Consider the following 17,909-nt stretch of genomic DNA (forward strand, 5'->3'; position numbering starts at 1 on the left):
TCAACCATGAGCACGTTCTTCGCACAAACAGGGTGCCGACAGCGGTTGGCAGCGGAGGAAATGCACATGGCAACGCTCATCGGTATCGTCAGTAAAGTCATTGGTCAGGTGTTCGCGGAAACGAGCGGCGGCACACGACGTGCGCTGGTCGAGGGCGATCGATTGTTCGCCGGCGACCAATTGATCACCGGGGCCGAAGGCGCGGTGGCCGTGCGTTTGCAAAATGGCCAGGAGCTGACCCTCGGGCGCGGCAGCAGCCTGCAAATGACTTCCCAGTTACTGGCGCATCAGGCGCCCCATGTGGATACCGCTGAAGCGGTAACGCCGACTCAGGCGCAACTGACCGATGTCGAGCAACTGCAAAAAGCTATCGCAGCCGGCGATGACCCGACTCAAACGGCTGAAGCCACGGCGGCCGGACCTGCTCCGACCGGCGCACCCGGTGGGGCTGCGGGCGGCGGCCACAGTTTCGTCATGCTCGAAGAAGTGGGCGGGCGGGTCGATCCCGTCATTGGCTTCCCCACCGCAGGCTTCAACGGCATTCCCGAATTTCCGCTGGAACGTCTGGCCGGTGACCCGGACAACGGCGACAACGGCGACGGCGGCGACGGCGGTGCCGGTTCAGGGGGCACAGGCGTCTTGCCGAACAACCCGGTTACCCTCGCGGGCCTGTCGGTCGCGGGGGGCGAACTGACCCTCAACGAAGCCAACCTCGCCGACGGTTCTGCCAGCAATCCGGGCGCGCTGATCCAGAACGGCACCTTCACCGTGTCCGCGCCCGACGGGCTGACCAGCCTGAGCATCGGCGGGATCAACGTGATCACTGGCGGCGTGGCCGCAGGCTTCCCGCAGTCGATCACCACGCAACTGGGCAACACCCTGACAATCACCGGTTACAACCCGACCACTGGCGTGGTGAGTTACAGCTACACCCTGGTCGGCAACGACACCCATTCGGCTGGCGAAGGGGCCAACACCCTCAGCGAACAGTTCACCGTGGTCGCTAATGATTCCAATGGCGACACCGCCACCGGCACGCTGGACGTGAACATCACCGACGACGTGCCCAAGGCGGTCGACGACACCAACGCCAGCACCGCTTCGGAAACCCTGCTGACCTTGACCGGCAGCGTGCTGCCCAACGACTCGCAAGGCGCTGACCGCATTCCCACCGGCCCCAACAGCGGGCCGATCATCGGCGGCACCTTCACCGGGACATACGGCACCCTGGTGCTCAATCCCAACGGCAGTTACACCTACACGCTGAACACCAGCGATGCCGATTTCAAAGCGCTGCACGGTGGTGGCAGCGGCACCGAAACCTTCACCTACACCCTGACGGATGCCGATGGCGACACCAGCACCGCCAACCTGGTGCTGGAGATCCACAACAACGATGACCCGGTCACGATTGGCGGCCTCAACGTCGAAGGCGGCGAACTGGTCGTCTACGAGAAAAACCTCAGCGACGGCACCAGCCCCGATGCACCAGCGCTGACCCAGAGCGGCACCTTCACCATCACCGCCCTCGACGGTGTGCAAACCCTCAGCGTCGGCGGCATCAACGTGGTGGTCGGCGGCGTCTCCGCAGGCTTCCCGCAATCGATCGTCACGCCGCTCGGCAGCACGTTGACCATCACCGGGTTCGACAGCGCCACCGGCGTGGTCAGTTACAGCTACACCCTGGCCGATAACGAAGCGCATCCGACGGCGAATGGCGCCAACGGCATCTCCGAGCAATTCGCCGTGACCGTGGTCGACGACAACGGGACTACCGCCAACGGCAATCTCGACGTCAACATCGTCGACGACCTGCCCCAAGCGGTCGATGACAGCAACGCCGGCACCGCATCGGAAACCTTGCTGACCCTCAACGGCAACGTGCTGACCAATGATTCGCAAGGCGCCGACCGCGTGACCGTCGGCGAGAATGCCGGCCCGATCACCCCCGGCACGTTCGTCGGGACTTACGGCACCCTGGTGCTGAACGCCAACGGCACGTACACCTACACCCTCAACACCAGCGATGCGGATTTCAAAGCCCTGCACGGCGGTGGCAACGGCACCGAGAATTTCACCTACACCCTCACCGATGCCGACGGCGATATCAGCACCGCGACCCTGGTGCTGGAAATCCACAATAACGATGACCCGGTGACCATTGACGGCCTCAACGTCAATGGCGGCGAACTCACCATCTACGAGAAAAACCTCAGCGACGGCACCAGCCCGAACACGCCAGCCCTGACCCAGAGCGGCACCTTCACCGTGACGGCGCTCGATGGTCTGCAAACCCTGACCGTGGGCGGGATCAACGTGGTGACCGGTGGCGTGGCCGCAGGTTTCCCGCAATCGATTGTCACACCGCTCGGCAGCACGCTGACCATCACCGGCTACAACCCGGCGACCGGCGTGATCAGCTACAGCTACACCTTGGCCGATAACGAAGCGCATCCGACCGCCGACGGCGCCAACAGCCTCACCGAGAACTTCAACGTGGTGGCGACGGACACCGACGGCAGCACCGCGTCGGGCCAGATCAACGTCAACATCGTCGACGACCTGCCCACTGCGCACCCCGATTTCGCCTCGGTGGATGAGGGCGCGACGATCTCGGGCAACGTGCTGGATAACGACATCGGCGGTGCCGACGGCCCGGCGCTCAGCGGCGCCGTGGTTGGCGTGCGCGCAGGCAGCGACACCTCGACTTCGGCCATTGGTGGCTTGGGCACGAACATCAACGGCACCTACGGTTACCTGACGCTGGATGCCAACGGCAACGCGACCTACCACAGCAATCCCAACGCGGTGAACGGCCCGGGTGCGATCGACGTGTTCACCTACACCGTGCGTGATGCCGATGGTGACGAAAGCACCACCACCATCACCATCGACGTGTCCAACAGCAGCATCGTCGCCTCCACCGATACCGACGTGACCGTCTACGAAAAAGCCCTCGACCTGACCCAGGACGGGCAAGACCTGGCGGCCGGCACGGTCATCGGCAGCGATCCGACCAGCACCGGCGAAACCGCCAAGGGCACGCTGGTCGGCTCCGTCACCGGTGCGGTCGGCGCGATTACTTACACGCTGGTGGGCAGCGCCACGGGCAACTATGGCCAGCTCCAGCTCAACCCCAACGGCACGTACACCTACACCCTGACATCGCCTGCGACCACCACGCCGCATGTCAACGACGGCGCGAACACCCTGACCGAGAGCTTCACCTATCAGGCCACCGACTCGCTGGGCAACAGCACCACCAGCACCATCGTGGTGAAGATTGTCGATGACGTGCCAAAAGCCTTCAACGACAGTAACGCCGTCAAGGCGTCGGAAACCGCCCTGACACTCAACGGCAACGTCCTGACCAACGACGTCCAGGGCGCGGACCTCGTCGCCACCGGGCCAAATGCCGGGCCTGTGACTCCAGGCACCTTCACCGGGACTTACGGCACACTCGTCCTGAACGCCAACGGCACGTACACCTACACGCTGAACACCAACGATGCCGACTTCAAAAACCTGCACGGCGGCGGCACGGGCACCGAAACCTTCGCCTACACCATTACCGATGCCGACGGCGATACCAGCACCGCCAACCTGGTGCTGAACATCCAGAACAACAACGATCCGGTGACCCTCAACGGCCTCGATGTGTACGGCGGCGAACTGACCGTCTACGAAAAAAACCTCAGCGACGGGACCACCCCGAACGCGCCAGCCCTGACTCAGAGCGGCACCTTCACCGTGACCGCGCAGGACGGACTGCAAACCCTGACCGTCGGCGGCATCGCGCTGGTCACCGGCGGCGTGGCGGCAGGCTTCCCGCAATCGGTGGTCACACCGCTCGGCAGCACGCTGACCATCACCGGTTACAACCCAGCGACCGGCGTGGTCAGCTACAGCTACACCCTGGCGGACAACGAAACCCATCCGAATGCCAACGGCGCCAACGGCATCACCGAGAACTTCAATGTGGTGGCGACGGACACCGACGGCAGCACTGCGACGGGTCAGATCAACGTCAACATCGTCGATGATTTGCCGACCGCCAAAGCGGACATGGCGAGCGTGGTCGAAGGCGGCACGGTCAGCGGCAACGTGCTGGACAACGACATCAAAGGCGCCGACGGCGCGGCAGCCGGTGGGGCTGTGGTCGGCGTGCGCGCAGGCTCGGACACGTCGTCCTCGGCCATCGGCGGCCTGGGCTCGAACATCAACGGCACCTACGGTTACCTGACGCTGGATGCCAACGGCAACGCGGTCTATCACAGCAATCCCAACGCCGTGAGCGGAGCGGGCGCCACGGACACGTTCACTTACACCGTGCGCGATGCCGACGGCGATGAAAGCACCACCACCATCACTATCGACGTCTACAACAGCTGCATCAAAGCGGTCAGCGACACCGATGTCACCGTCTACGAGAAAGCGCTGGACCTGACCAGGGACGGGCAGGACCTGGCTGCCGGCACCGTCACCGGCAGCGAGCCAGGCAACACCGGCGAAACGGCCACCGGCACCCTGGTCGGCTCCGTCACCGGCGCGAGTGGCGCCATCACCTACACCCTGGTCGGCAGCGCCACCGGGACGTACGGGCAAATGCTGCTCAACCCCAACGGCACCTACACCTACACCCTGACCTCGGCGCCGAAAACCTCGCCGAACGCCAACGACGGCCCGAACACCCTGAGCGAAAGCTTCACCTACAAAGCTACGGATGCACTGGGCAACAGCACCACCAGCACCATCGTGGTGAGCATCGTCGATGACGTGCCCAAGGCGGTTGCCGCCGATCGTTCGGTGGCCGCGGTCGAGATCGATTCCAATCTGCTGTTGGTGATCGACGTCTCCGGCAGCATGGTCGACCCCTCCGGCGTACCCGGGCTGTCGCGGTTGGCGCTGGCCAAGCAGGCGATCAGTGCCTTGCTCGACAAGTACGACGACCTTGGCGATGTGAAAGTGCAGATCGTCACCTTCAGCAGCAATGCCACCGACAAGACATCGATCTGGGTTGATGTAGCGACCGCCAAGTCGATCATCTCCGGCCTGACTGCCGGCGGTGGCACCAACTACGACGCGGCAGTCGCGACGATGCAAACCGCGTTCAACACCTCGGGCAAACTGACCGGGGCGCAGAACGTCGGCTACTTCTTCTCCGACGGCAAACCCAATGAAGGCAACATCGGCAGCGCAGACGAAGCCGCGCTCAAAGCCTTCCTCGACGCCAACAGCATCAAGAACTACGCGATCGGCCTGGGCAGTGGCGTGAGCAACGCCTACCTCGATCCGCTGGCTTATGACGGCAACACCCACACCAACACCAACGCTGTTGTGGTGACCGATCTCAACCAACTCAACTCGGTGCTCTCGGGCACGGTGATGGGGGCGCCAGTCACGGGCACCTTGCTGGAGGGCGGAACATTCGGCGCCGATGGTGGCTTCATCAAAACCCTCGTGGTCGACGGCACCACGTACACCTACGACCCGAAAGGCAACAGCAATCAGGGCGCGCTGAACTTCAGTGGCGGCGCCAACCACGGCACGTTCAACACGGTGAACAACAGCATCAGTATCGCCACCAATAATGGCGGCACCCTGGTGGTGAACCTCGACACCGGCGAGTACACCTACACCTCGCAAAAAACCACGTCGGTGGTGATCACTGAAAACATCGGTTTCACCGCCAGCGACAACGACGGCGACCTGGCCAGCTCGACGCTGACGGTCAAAGTCATTCCGAACGCGGCGCCGGTGGCGGTCGATGACCACATCATCACCAACGTGCTCTCGGGCAACATCGTGGTGCCGGGCGAGTTGCTGCTGGCCAACGACACCGATGCCAATGGCGATCCGCTGACGGCGTCTCCCACCAACTTCAACACCGGCTGGATTTCCAAAGGCGCCGACTTCACCGGCACCGGGGCGATCAGCTTCTCCTCGACCGGCAACAACACCTCTAACCAGGTCCTGGCGAACGTGCGCAGCGCCTTTACGGCGAACGCGGCGACCATGACGGCGGTGCTGGTGGTCAGTGGTTATCTGGGCGGGGTCACCACCGGCAACGCCAACGATGAGGACCGGATTACCGTCAACCTCAAACAGGGCGAAACCCTCAACCTGGACCACAACCTGGCGGGCGGTCACATCGCCATGGAGTACTCGCTCAACGGCGGTGCGTGGATCGCTCTCGCGGATGGGCAAACCCTCACCGCGGCGGCGGACGGGACCTATCAGATCCACGTCACCAACATCACCAACACCAGCGGCAGCGGCGTGAACAACGCGGAATACTACCAACTGACCATGACCCTCAATTACTCCGGTGGCCACGACATCGCCCCGGACGCCCACGGCACCTACACCGCCAACGACAACCATGGCGGCAGCGACGGCGCAGCGGTGACCATCAGCTACCAGGAAGGCCACACCCTCACCGGCACCGCAGGCGACGATGTGTTGGTGGCGGGCACTGGCAATAACGTCCTCAATGCCGGTGACGGCAACGATGTGCTCACCGCCGGTTCCGGCAACAATGAGCTGCATGGCGGCGCTGGCAATGACTTGCTGTTCAGCGGCGCCGGCAACGACCTGCTCGACGGTGGCACCGGCACCGACACCGTGAGCTACGCCCACGCCACCGCCGGGGTCACGGTCGACCTGAGCGTGGCCACCGGGCAAAACACCGGCGGCGCCGGCACCGATACCTTGACAGCCATCGAAAACCTTACCGGTTCCAACTTCAATGACTCGCTCACGGGCGACAACCTGAGCAACGTCATTACCGGCGGTTTGGGCGACGACATCCTCAAGGGTGGCGGCGGCGACGACTTCCTGATTGGCGGTCTGGGCAACAACACCCTCACCGGCGGGGCAGGGGCCGACACCTTCCAGTGGCTCAAAGGCAACAGCGGCCACGATGTCGTCACCGACTTCACCCCGGGCACCGACAAACTCGACCTGTCACAACTGCTGCAAGGCGAAAACGGCACGGCGGCTTCGCTGGATGACTACCTGCACTTCAAAGTCGTCGGCAGCGGCGCCTCGGTCCTCACCAGCATCGACGTCAGCGCCATGGCCGGCGCGGCACCGAACCAGACCATCGACCTGGCCGGCGTCAACCTGGCCAGCCACTACGGCGTCACACCGGGAGCGGGCGGGGTGGTTGCGGGCGGGCATGACACGGCGACGATCATTAACGGCATGTTGAATGACCATTCGTTGAAGGTGGACACCGTGTGACCTGAAGGCTGACCTCTGAAACGAAAAACCCGCCATTCCCGATAAAGGAATGGCGGGTTTTTCGTTGCCTGTGAGATCGCCATCGCGAGCAAGCCCATTCCCACATTCAGTCTTCAGTGAACACAAAACCGGCGAACAACCCAGATCACTGTGGGAGCGGGCTTGCCCGCGAAGAGGCCCAAAAGACCACCACAGAACTCATAGCCTGAATGGCTTTTGTGGCGAGGGAGCTTGCTCCCGCTGGGTTGCGAAGCAGCCCCAAAACCATTCACCGCAGATTTTCAGGTAGACCGCCTATGCCGGGAGGGCGGCTGCTGCGCAGCCGAGCGGGAGCAAGCTCCCTCGCCACAGGTCAAGGTTCGTCGCAGGGTCTTCGCTAACCCTGTGGAACGAAATTATCCAGCATCCGATTCACCGCCAACTCCCCCAGCATCACCACCTGCTGAATCCCCAGCACCGTATTGCGATGCGACCCCTCCATCAATCCCGCAAAATTACTCAGCATCACACTCGCCGACGCCAGGGTTTCGCAGGCGTTGACCGATAGTGTTTCGTCATTGGTGTCGGGGGCGATGGAGTAGATGGTGCTGGGTTTACGCGGGGTGTCATTGGGAATGACCGGTTTGAGGTAGTAGTCGAGGGCGCGGTCGGCGGCTTCGTTTAGTTTTTTGGAGTCGGGGGTTTCGTACGGGGAAACGTCGTCGGTTTCGGGTGGGTTGGGTGTGATCTTTGGCATTTGAAGCTCCTTGATGAGTGGAGCCGTCATCCATCGCTGCTAAACGAAGTGGGTGGCGGCTGTACGCGGGTTAGCAGACCAGGCATCAAGGAACCCAGCGCACCGAAGTGCCCCACGCAAGCCGCCATAATGCAGACCAGCTGACGAAAAACACTGTCGGCTGATCAGGGGCGACACTGACGTGCCTTGATATTCCGAGCTGCTAAACCCGATCGCTGAATTGTCAGCGACCCGGAAACAATAGAGACCCGGTCCAAGGCACACAAGCCGGCGGATTCTGGCGCAGTCGTAGGCAACGACACAAGGATGTCTAGCCTGAGTGAGTATCTGGAGATGTCTTTTAAACATCGCTGTTTATTTTCTGCTCAAGCGAAAATAGAGAGTCCCTTTTCGTCGCTCCCGGCCAACTTATGCGCGCGCGAATTTGAAGTAATCGCACACTATGAGATCCATTCTGGGGGTCCTGATTTCGATGCTCCGGATGTAGTTATGGCCGGGTGTCGAATATGTAACTAGCTGTGGATTAAAGTTGTTAGCGAGATACATGTGGTGGAGGGTTTTTCCTGCCTCGTCGAAAAAGTAAACCGAAAGGTCATTGAATTGAGCAAATCGGCACTGAAAACTGACATAGGAATAATTCCAGTTGAATTGGATGTGCATGTGTTGCGCAGTGCCACTTGCCTGCCAATGCATCTCCAGAACCTGCCCGTAACTATAATCCGGTAGTTGGGGATAAGGACCCGTGATGACGTTGGCTAATGGAGTGATCCCCAAATAGCCGTTCCCTGCTGGGAACGTAATGGTCATGCTGTCCAGCACGATACTCCCACCGGGTGCGATAAGTTGCGTAGGGCAATGATCGAAGTTTTCCGACAAGACAGGACGTTTGTTCCTGATGCTGTATTTCCTGGAGATCGGGAATATGATCGTTATGGAAGCTTTCCCTTTGAAATGGGCTTTTATTTCGACATGAAGAGATGAGCCGTCCTGAAGCAATAACAGTTGTGCCAGAGGCAGTGTTCTGCGGAACCCGTTGCTTTCCTCGTCCGGTGTCAGGGAACCTTTGGTGACCAGCTCAATAACATGCTCACTCCCATCGGCCCCTGTACCAAAGACACTCATATCGTAAAGATAACGCCCGCCCCGAAATGGCCAGGTCTTGCACGAGACGGTGCCGTCACCTTCAAACTCATTGATATCCACTACCCCGGCACTGTCAGCTTGATCGATGATGGGGGCTCCCAATCGAACATCACCGTCGACGATCTGGCGAATATTCAGCGTCAACGGCAGCGATTCCCCCACGGACTTCCCGTCACGAATCAATTGCCAATACAAGATGGTTTCGCTACCCATTTGGGCCAACAGATACGCAAAACTCAATTTGAGATTGGCCCGCTTGTTTTGATTGATCATCTGCACGGGAAACGGCTTTTCGTCCGGCATTGGATTTGCGTCTATAAACAGCGCCTTATCATTGGTCTTCGCGGACAGGTATTCCACCCTGACGGTGATTCCGTCGAGAGAGTCCAACACATCAATGTCGTGGGTCGCTGGAGGCACCACAAAGGGCGGCAGCAATTCACCGATCACTTCCTCGCCAAACATCAATTGCAGCAAATTGGAAAACACCTCCACCTCTCCCGGATTAGTCACCGTGCATTGCACGGTCAACGGGGTGTTGGCGTAGGGGGCGATGTATTTGGCGGGCACCTGGAAGATGACGGGCTGTGTCGGGTCGGTGACGATCAATTGAAAAATGAACAGGGTTTTAATCCCGTCCTGATCAGTGATTTGCCAGTTGAGTTTGACAATCGCACCTATTTTCAATGGCCAGTATTTGGCGACCTGCACCGTGGCCGTGGCGGTTTCGACCGGTAGCGTGTTGTCTACCAGCGGATCGACAATCGGCAAGCCAAAGGGCAGGGATGAGCCGCTGACAGTGACATCGGCGGGTTTCGAGAACCGGGTCTTGCCCGCTCTGGTCAGTTCGTAGGACGCTCGCGCCGAACCTCCGATCAGGTTGCGGACCCACTCGTTGAGTGCCAAGAAGTCCAGTGATCTGGTCGCGGCATTCAGTGTTTCGCTGAAGGTGTGGGTAGCTGTGTCGCCACCTCTGGTGAGCCCTTCCAGGGTCAGCTCGATCAGATCATCTTTTGCAAATACACCGGTAACCTGTATCACCATGGCACCGCCCGCGAGCTCATCGTGATTCACCACATTGTCCGGATCGGCCTGTTTAAAAATCGGCGCGATCAGCAACACCGTGCCGGGTTTGGTCGTGAGAATGAGCACATCTGACCAGCGGCTGCTGTTTTCCACCACATCAAACACTTCCCAGCGCACTACCAGACTGTTGGTGGGCGCCAGGCTGGCGAGCATTTGCGGTGTCAGTTCAAAGACAATGTCACCCAACGCGGTGACGGTGATTTCCAGGAGCAGAGGTCCAAAGGCAAGCACCACCAAGTCACCAATGGACTGGTTGAAGTACGCCAACACGGTCACGAACATGCCTTCGTCGATCACGGTCTGATCGATGATGCTTTGCGAGGCGACGGGCAACTTCAGGCCCTGGTTGAACGGCTTGCCCCCGTCCGTGTCCGCTTCGCCCGGCGGCGGGTACTTGTAAAACAGCTCAACGGGTGGCGAGTCTTCGGTGCCGTTTCCGCTCACGCGCGTAACCTCGTGCCAGAGGGGCAGGTTGTTGGCCTGGAGAGGCGGAAACCTGGCTTCCATGTCTTTGGCGGAAATATTGAAAGGAATGTTTTTCGCGTTGCCTTCGGTATCGAAGTGGGCATCGGTGACGGAAAATTCAGCGACGGAAGCGTTTTTTGTTTCGATGTACACCCTGATGTAATCGCCGACGGCCATGTTCAGGTAGGCCAGGATGTAGACCAGCAATCCGTCACGATCACCGTGCACCATGTTGATGTTGACCCCCAAAGCACCGTCGCTCTGTGGTTTGTAACCAGGCGGGTAGGGCGGTGCGACCGCCAGCACGCCGATGCCGGGTTCGGGCGGGAAGACACGGACTTGTCCGTTGGACGTGGAGCCAGCGTTTGTCATGGGGCTGTTCATGATTGCGTACCTTCCAGAGAGGCGCCCGGTTTCCCGATTGGGCGGCACCGATATGGAGGGATTAGATCGTCGTCGTGGATGTTTGCCTACTGTCAGATCTGACAGGTGCTGGCAGGTTTGAGACGAGCGGTCATACCCCTCACATCGGCTTCGGTGGCCCGATCAACCGCCCCATCACCCCAAATAATCCCAGCTCCCGAATCACCTCCAGTTCCCCTTTGGTCTCGACCATTTCCGCAATCAATGGCAAATCAATGCTGTTGGTTGCCCTGTAGATCGCATCTATGGTGGTAATGAATACGTCCCCTTTCCTCACTACGGCGTTACGCCGGGAGCGGGCGGTTTGGTCGCGGGCGGGCATGACACCGCGACCATCATCAACGGCATGTTGAATGACCATTCGTTGAAGGTGGATACCGTGTGATCTGAAGGCTGAGATCTGAAACGAAAAAACCCGCCATTTCTGTGTAAGGAATGGCGGGTTTTTTGTTGTCTATGGAATCGTCATCGCGAGCAGGCTCACACATTTTGATCTCCAGTGAACACAAAACTGGCGAAAAACCCTGATCACTGTGGGAGCGGGCTTGCCCGCGAAGAGGCTCGATGCCCCCCACAAAACTCGCAGCCTGAAACACCACTGTGGCGAGGGGCTTGCCGCCGTTCGGCGGCGAAGCACATGCGGTCTAATTGCAGAAGCCGCAGTGAATGGTTTTGGGGCTGCTTCGCAACCCAACGGGGGCAAGCCTCCTCGCCACAGGAAAGCCCCTAGGTACAGGAAAGTTTTCGCCGCTGGTTCTTCGCTAACCCTGCGGAACGAAATTATCCAGCATCCGATTAACTGCCAACTCCCCCAGCATCACCACCTGCTGAATCCCCAGCACTGTGTTGCGATGCGACCCCTCCATCAACCCTGCAAAATTACTCAGCATCACACTCGCCGACGCCAGGGTTTCACAGGCATTGACCGGCAAGGTTTCGTCATTGGTCTCGGGAGCGATGGAGTAGATGGTGCTCGGTTTACGCGGAGTGTCTGCGGGGATGACCGGTTTGAGGTAGTAGTCGAGGGCGCGGTCGGCGGCTTCGTTGAGTTTTTTGGAATTGGTGGATTCGTAGGGGGAAACGTCGTCGGTTTCGGGTGGGTTGGGGGTAATTTTGAACATGGTGAAACTCCTACAAGAAATGGAACCACCAAGACCTGTCGCTAAACAAGTAAGGGTGGTGGCTGCACGCAGGTTAGCGAACCGGGTGTAGGCGCCCGGCAGACCCGAAGATCTCCCGCGCACAGCCGCCATGACATCAATCGCAGACATGAACAATCTGCAAGAGAGTTTGGAGCGCTGTTGCGCCTACAAAGGTTCGGGTCGCTAAACCCGATCGCTGATTCGTCAGCGACCGGGAAACAATAGAGCCCGACCCTTAGGCGCACAAGCCGGCGGATTCTGGCGCAGTCGTAGGCAACGACGCAAGGATGTGTAGCCTGCGTGAGTGTCTGGAGATGTAAATTAAACACCGTCGTTTAATTGCTCATCCAGTGACTGGTTTGTTTGCGTCGACCGATGGGTCCCGCCGTGATGATGGTTACCTCACAGATATGACGCCGAGGAATATGTCGTTTGTAGTACTGACTTCAAATGACTTTATTTTTTTGCCGGCTGGGGCCTCGAAGGTAATGAATGCAAATTGGTAGAGTGCGGTGTAAGGCAGTGCTTGATAACCCACGATTTCACCTGTTTCTGATCGGTAAATTACCGCGTTATCTTCATGCTTTTGATGTGAGTCAATCATGAAGCTCACAAATGAAACTACTCCGGGTAAAGTAAAACTAACACTTCCTAACATGCCCAGGGCTACGCTGCCATGTAAGTGTGTGTATGCAGGGATGTGAGAGGATGTTAAATAAACAGTGCCGTACAATGATTTAAGGGTAATTTTGCTGGCAAGTGAAATGCTGGCGCCAGGTGCCAAGTAGATTAAGGGCGCGCCTTCAAAGTTTTCGGTTCCCGCAAACGCAGGCAGTGCTCTGATTGTGTACAGGCGATCCAGAAACACCGTGGCCGTGGCCGGGTCGTTGCTCTTTTCCAGCGATACCTTGAACTTGATGGTCAGCGTGGTGCCGTGTCCGAGTTGCGTGAGGTAGCTGCTGACCAGCGCGACGGGCCAGAATCCCTGACTGATCCAAGTCTCATTGACCTGCTCCGGGAGGCCGTTCCACAGCGGCAGATTGTGCGCCGTGCCGTCCGCCTTCTTGCCTTCCAGACTTAGCCAGCACGGCTGGCCGGCTTCGATCAGCGTGTGGAGCAGAGCGTGAATGGTCGCGTTTTTGCTGCCCAGTGCCATTACGTCCAGAAAGTTGTTGGCGTCGGCCTCGACGATCTTCGGCGTAATCAGCGCCGACACCGGCAGCGTCAGGATGCTCAGCAGCAAAGGCAATGAAGTAGTGGTCTTGTCGTTGCGTTCGACGACGTAGATGACAGTCACCTGTTTGCCCAGGCTGTAGGCCAGCACCGAGCGCGGCACGGCAATCTCCAGACTGGCACTGACCAGTCGCTGTGGGCTGGTGTAGGAGCCCGCCGCCGGTGTGCCGGCCGCGCCTTGCCAGATCACGCTCAGCTTGTCGGTGGGCAGCAGCAAGCCCTGCGGCACCAGCACCCGGACTTCCGGCTGGGTCGGGCTGAAGTTGTTGCCGGTCATACCCTTGACGGTAGGGGCTGGCAGGTCAAGTCGGTCGAGATGAATGTCCAGCCGCTTCTCCGGGGATTTGACCCGGTTGTTCAACTGGTCGATGAGAAAAAACTCAGCCACTGCACTCGGATTGTCGCCCGCTTTCTGGAATGTCTCGGTGAACAGTGTGAGGGTTATTGGCCCCGTGCCGTCGGGGACGTCGAACCTGACCTGGGTGTCGCCCAACCAAAATTCGATGCGATCGTAGGGGCGCCGGTTGGCATAGGTGAACCTGAACTCCACCCCTTGCGCCGCCCGTGCGGCGCTGACGCCGTCCTTGGACACATCGGGTGGGATAACCAGATCCAGGGTGTCCGCGAGCCGCAGGTGGTAGAGCACCAGCAGATCCCGAGAGGGTTCGGAGTTACCCCCGACACGGGTAACCTCGTAATGCAGACGGTTGACGCCTTGCATCAAATTGCCGTGTGGCAAGTACAGGCGCTGGCGCAGCGTTTCCTCCCCCGGTTTGACGGTTTTGCCTGCTCCCGGGACGAGATTGCCGTTGCAATACAAATCCACGCGATCATCGACCGCCATGATCCAGGAGAGCAGCTGCAGCTCGGTCCAGGGATCGACCAGGCATTCAAGGCCTGAGGGCTGGCCGTCGTAAATGGCTTTGGGAATACCGCCGTGGGCGATGCCGTCCGGTTTTACCGGGGTGACCCAGCCCAGGATGCTCAAGGGGTAGAGCACAAACAGTTCAATCAACGCGGCGGACTGGATATCCATCATTTTCTCCTGGGAGGTGACAAGCCCTGAGTTCTCTCGGGACGAGGTTGATCACACACCAGGCTGGGAAGACTGGCTACTGTCAGATCTGACAGGTTGGCGTGTCTTCCAGACGAACGGTCATATCAATCACATCGGCATCGGCTGGCTGATCAACCGTTACGGGCGGGTGGTTGTGGGGGCCACGATACGGAGACCATGATCAACGGCATGCGTGAGCTGAAACGACAAAACCTGTCATCCCTGTTGAAGGAATGGCGGTTTTTTTTGTTGCTGGTGAGATCGTTTTCGCGAGCAGGCTCGCGAAGAGACCCTACAGAACACTTAGGCAAGGGCAGATAAACAAATTTCCCTTTTCCTCGTTTTTCTCTCAATAAGGTCTGGCGCACCACGGGTTCCATTGCACATGTGGGGCTGCATAGCCGCAAACTATGCCTGGGCCATTGCCATGGCCATGGTCATAGATTTTTGAGTAACCCGCAGGACACCCTCTGGAGTCGAGCATCCAGTTTATCGATCCGCCCAGCACCCAGGTGCGGTGTGATCCATAGACACGCTCCATGCCCGCCCAGTGATCGGATAGAGGCATGGAGCCTGGAACGGAGGTCATCCAGGTCACCGCATTTGCCAAGGTCATTGGCACTCCAGCTGATGCCGCAACAAAGACGTTCTTCACATCCACGTAGTATGTAAGGGTGCTGAATCGATCCTGAACGTGGATGTACGCGCTGCCGTTACGAAGACCAGTAACCTTGCCATTCCCATCGACCGAAACCACGGCCGGATTGCTGGATGAGTAATGAATAGGGGCGACACCGTAAGAGGCGGGGCGATTTTGGGTATTGCCTACAAAATCAAGCCCCGTTCTCGGCCACCCTATTTCAATCCTGAGTCCGTGCAGATTCATAGTGTCTTGGCTGACTTGCAATGGCCGGCGCAGAGTGAAAGATCGTACGGGCGATGTCAGGTTATCGCCGTACTTCGCTCGTAACCGGATTGTGTTCAGCGCGTCATACTTGGCAACCTTCACGGGCTCCGAAAAATCGCCGTTAGCGTCTGTCGTTACCGTCACCTCCACCACGCCATTCACCAGAATCTCGACTTGCTCCTGGATGCTTGCATGCCCGTGTACGGTGATAGTGCTGGCAATCGTAGTTTCGCCTTGTGGAATATCACGACCCTGCGGGTCTTTCAGTGCATCGATATGCGGCTGTAGTTCAATCAGCGAATCGACGATATACGCTTGCCCGGGAAATGCTACGGCCGTTTCCTTGTCAGGCTCTCGGTTCACATTCACCCGGAAGAAGATGTGTAAGGTCGTTTCATCTTTCAGATTGCTGAGCCAGGCTAGTGGCAATGCCAGTCTCAGGCCCCTCTCGGTACCCGTCATTTCGCCTTTAAGGAGTTCATGACGAACCACTTCACCTTGGGTGTTGGTTCCTTCAAACATCAGGTATTGAGGTTGTCCTGAACGTTGCCCCAGCCACCCATCCACTACCAGTTCATTGGCAGCCGTCAGTTTTTTTACTTCCACAATCCCGGATACTCCGCTGATCCGGGGCGTAGGAAGCCGACTGTCTTCGGGGGCGATCGGGGCGATCACAATTTCCACAGCCGGGGATGAAGCAGCTTTTTTCCCATTGCGCCTCAAGTTCCAGCGCAGTCGAATTGTCGTTCCCTGGTTGGCGACAAGAAACTGAGAGTCGAGCACCCAGTTGGCGCGATTGTTTTCGTTCAAAGGAATAAGCGAGAACAGTGGCGAGTCGGTTGGCGCCTTGTTGTGTATCAGTCTCGCCCGGTCTTCCTTGATCGCTGCGAGGAATTCGGCCCGTATCGTCCGCTCCCCGTCCAAGGGGTGAATCGGCTGGGGAGCTCCTACCAGAAACGGCGGCGCAAGGACGATGTCTTTCTCATCCCCAATCTTTAAACCCAGCAGATCGGAAGTCACCTCGACTTCACCCGGGTTGGTGATTGTGCATTGCAGTGTCAGTGGGGCGCCGGCGTAAGGGGCGATGTATTTGGCCGGCAGCTGGAAGATGAGCGGCAGCGTCGGGTCGGTGACGATCAGTCGGAAAATAAACAGGATCGCAATACCGTCCGAGTCAATGGTTTGCCAACGTAGTTCTGCCTTCGCGCCTGCTTTCATGGGCCAGTATTTGGCGAACTCCACCTTCGCCAAGGCCGTATCCACTGGCACGGTATCGTTATTCTCCAGCGGTTCGACCATGGGCAAGCCCAATGGCGGGGACGTCCCGGTGATGGTGACACCGGCGTGTTTCGACAACTGAGTCTTTCCTGCTCTGACCACTTGATAGAACGCCTGCGCCGAGCCTCGGATCAGGTTGCGAACCCATTCGTTGGGAACCTTAAAGTCCACGGATCTGGTCGCGGCAGTCAGCGTCACACTGAAGGTGTGGGTGGCCAGGTCGCCACCTTTAGTGATCCCTTCAAATGTCAGCTCAAGCAGATCATCTTTTGCAAAGACACCGGTGACCAGTATCTGCAAGGGACCGCCCACGAGCCAATCGTGATGCACCACATCGTCGAGATCGGCCTGTTCAAAAATCGGTGCGGTCAGCAGCACCATCCCTGGCTTGAATACGAGGATCAGCGAGTCCGACCAACCGCTCGAATTTTCCACAACATCGAATACTTCCCAGCGCACAATCACCGTGTTGCCAGGCGGCAAACTGGCGAGCATTTCAGGTGTCAGTTCAAAAACCACGTCACCTAACACAGTGACGGTGGACTCAAGAAGCAACGATCCAAAAGCAAGTACAACCACATCACTTATTTGTTGGTTGTTATACGCCAGCACGGTTACGAACATGCCTTCATCGATCACGGTCTTATCAATGACGGATTCCGAAGCGACGGGCAGCTTGAGGCCCTGGTTGAAGGGTTTTCCGCCGTCTGTGTCCAGCTCACCCGGCTCCGGGTACATGTAAAGCAGCTCAACGGGTGGCGATCCCTCGGTGCCGTTTCCGCTCACGCGCGTAACCTCGTGCCAGAGGGGCAGGTTGTTGGCCTGGAGAGGCGGAAACCTGGCTTCCATGTCTTTGGCGGAAATATTGAAAGGAATGTTTTTCGCGTTGCCTTCGGTATCGAAGTGGGCATCGGTGACGGAAAATTCAGCGACGGAAGCGTTTTTTGTTTCGATGTACACCCTGATGTAATCGCCGACGGCCATGTTCAGGTAGGCCAGGATGTAGACCAGCAATCCGTCACGATCACCGTGCACCATGTTGATGTTTACCCCCAAAGCACCGTCGCTCTGTGGTTTGTAACCAGGCGGGTAGGGCGGTGCGACCGCCAGCACGCCGATGCCGGGTTCGGGCGGGAACACGAGTTGTCCGTTGGACGTGGAGTCAGCGTTTGTCATGGGGCTGTTCATGAATGC

Annotated in this window: 7 protein-coding genes; 1 reads left to right on the forward strand and 6 read right to left on the reverse strand. The window is 58.7% G+C overall.

The window, feature by feature from the left end; translation table 11 throughout:
- Window positions 1-66: 66 nt before the first annotated feature.
- Window positions 67-7,245 (forward strand): retention module-containing protein, encoded by a 7,179-nt coding sequence (locus DJ564_RS08770; RefSeq protein WP_109628515.1) that lies wholly within the window; start codon window positions 67-69, stop codon window positions 7,243-7,245.
- A 376-nt stretch (window positions 7,246-7,621) separates the two neighbouring features.
- Here DJ564_RS08770 and DJ564_RS08780 read toward each other — a convergent pair whose 3' ends face one another.
- The 6 genes from DJ564_RS08780 to DJ564_RS08805 all read right to left on the reverse strand — a co-directional run bounded on the left by DJ564_RS08780 (window position 7,622) and on the right by DJ564_RS08805 (window position 17,903).
- On the reverse strand, window positions 7,622-7,981 hold the full coding sequence (locus DJ564_RS08780) for a DUF6124 family protein (protein ID WP_109628516.1): 360 nt from the start codon (window positions 7,979-7,981) through the stop codon (window positions 7,622-7,624).
- Window positions 7,982-8,389: 408 nt separating this feature from the next.
- Window positions 8,390-11,059, reverse strand: coding sequence for a hypothetical protein (locus tag DJ564_RS08785; protein ID WP_109628517.1), 2,670 nt, complete (start codon window positions 11,057-11,059; stop codon window positions 8,390-8,392).
- A gap of 139 nt (window positions 11,060-11,198) precedes the next feature.
- A complete protein-coding gene (locus DJ564_RS08790) occupies window positions 11,199-11,420 on the reverse strand; it encodes an EAL domain-containing protein (RefSeq protein WP_256597485.1) in 222 nt (73 codons plus the stop codon).
- Window positions 11,421-11,859: 439 nt separating this feature from the next.
- Window positions 11,860-12,219, reverse strand: coding sequence for a DUF6124 family protein (locus DJ564_RS08795; RefSeq protein ID WP_109628518.1), 360 nt, complete (start codon window positions 12,217-12,219; stop codon window positions 11,860-11,862).
- A 418-nt stretch (window positions 12,220-12,637) separates the two neighbouring features.
- On the reverse strand, window positions 12,638-14,509 hold the full coding sequence (locus tag DJ564_RS08800; RefSeq protein WP_109628519.1) for a hypothetical protein: 1,872 nt from the start codon (window positions 14,507-14,509) through the stop codon (window positions 12,638-12,640).
- A 370-nt stretch (window positions 14,510-14,879) separates the two neighbouring features.
- Window positions 14,880-17,903, reverse strand: coding sequence for a hypothetical protein (locus DJ564_RS08805; RefSeq protein WP_109628520.1), 3,024 nt, complete (start codon window positions 17,901-17,903; stop codon window positions 14,880-14,882).
- Window positions 17,904-17,909: the final 6 nt, after the last annotated feature.

The sequence above is a fragment of the Pseudomonas sp. 31-12 genome (assembly GCF_003151075.1).
In the GTDB taxonomy this organism is placed as follows: domain Bacteria; phylum Pseudomonadota; class Gammaproteobacteria; order Pseudomonadales; family Pseudomonadaceae; genus Aquipseudomonas.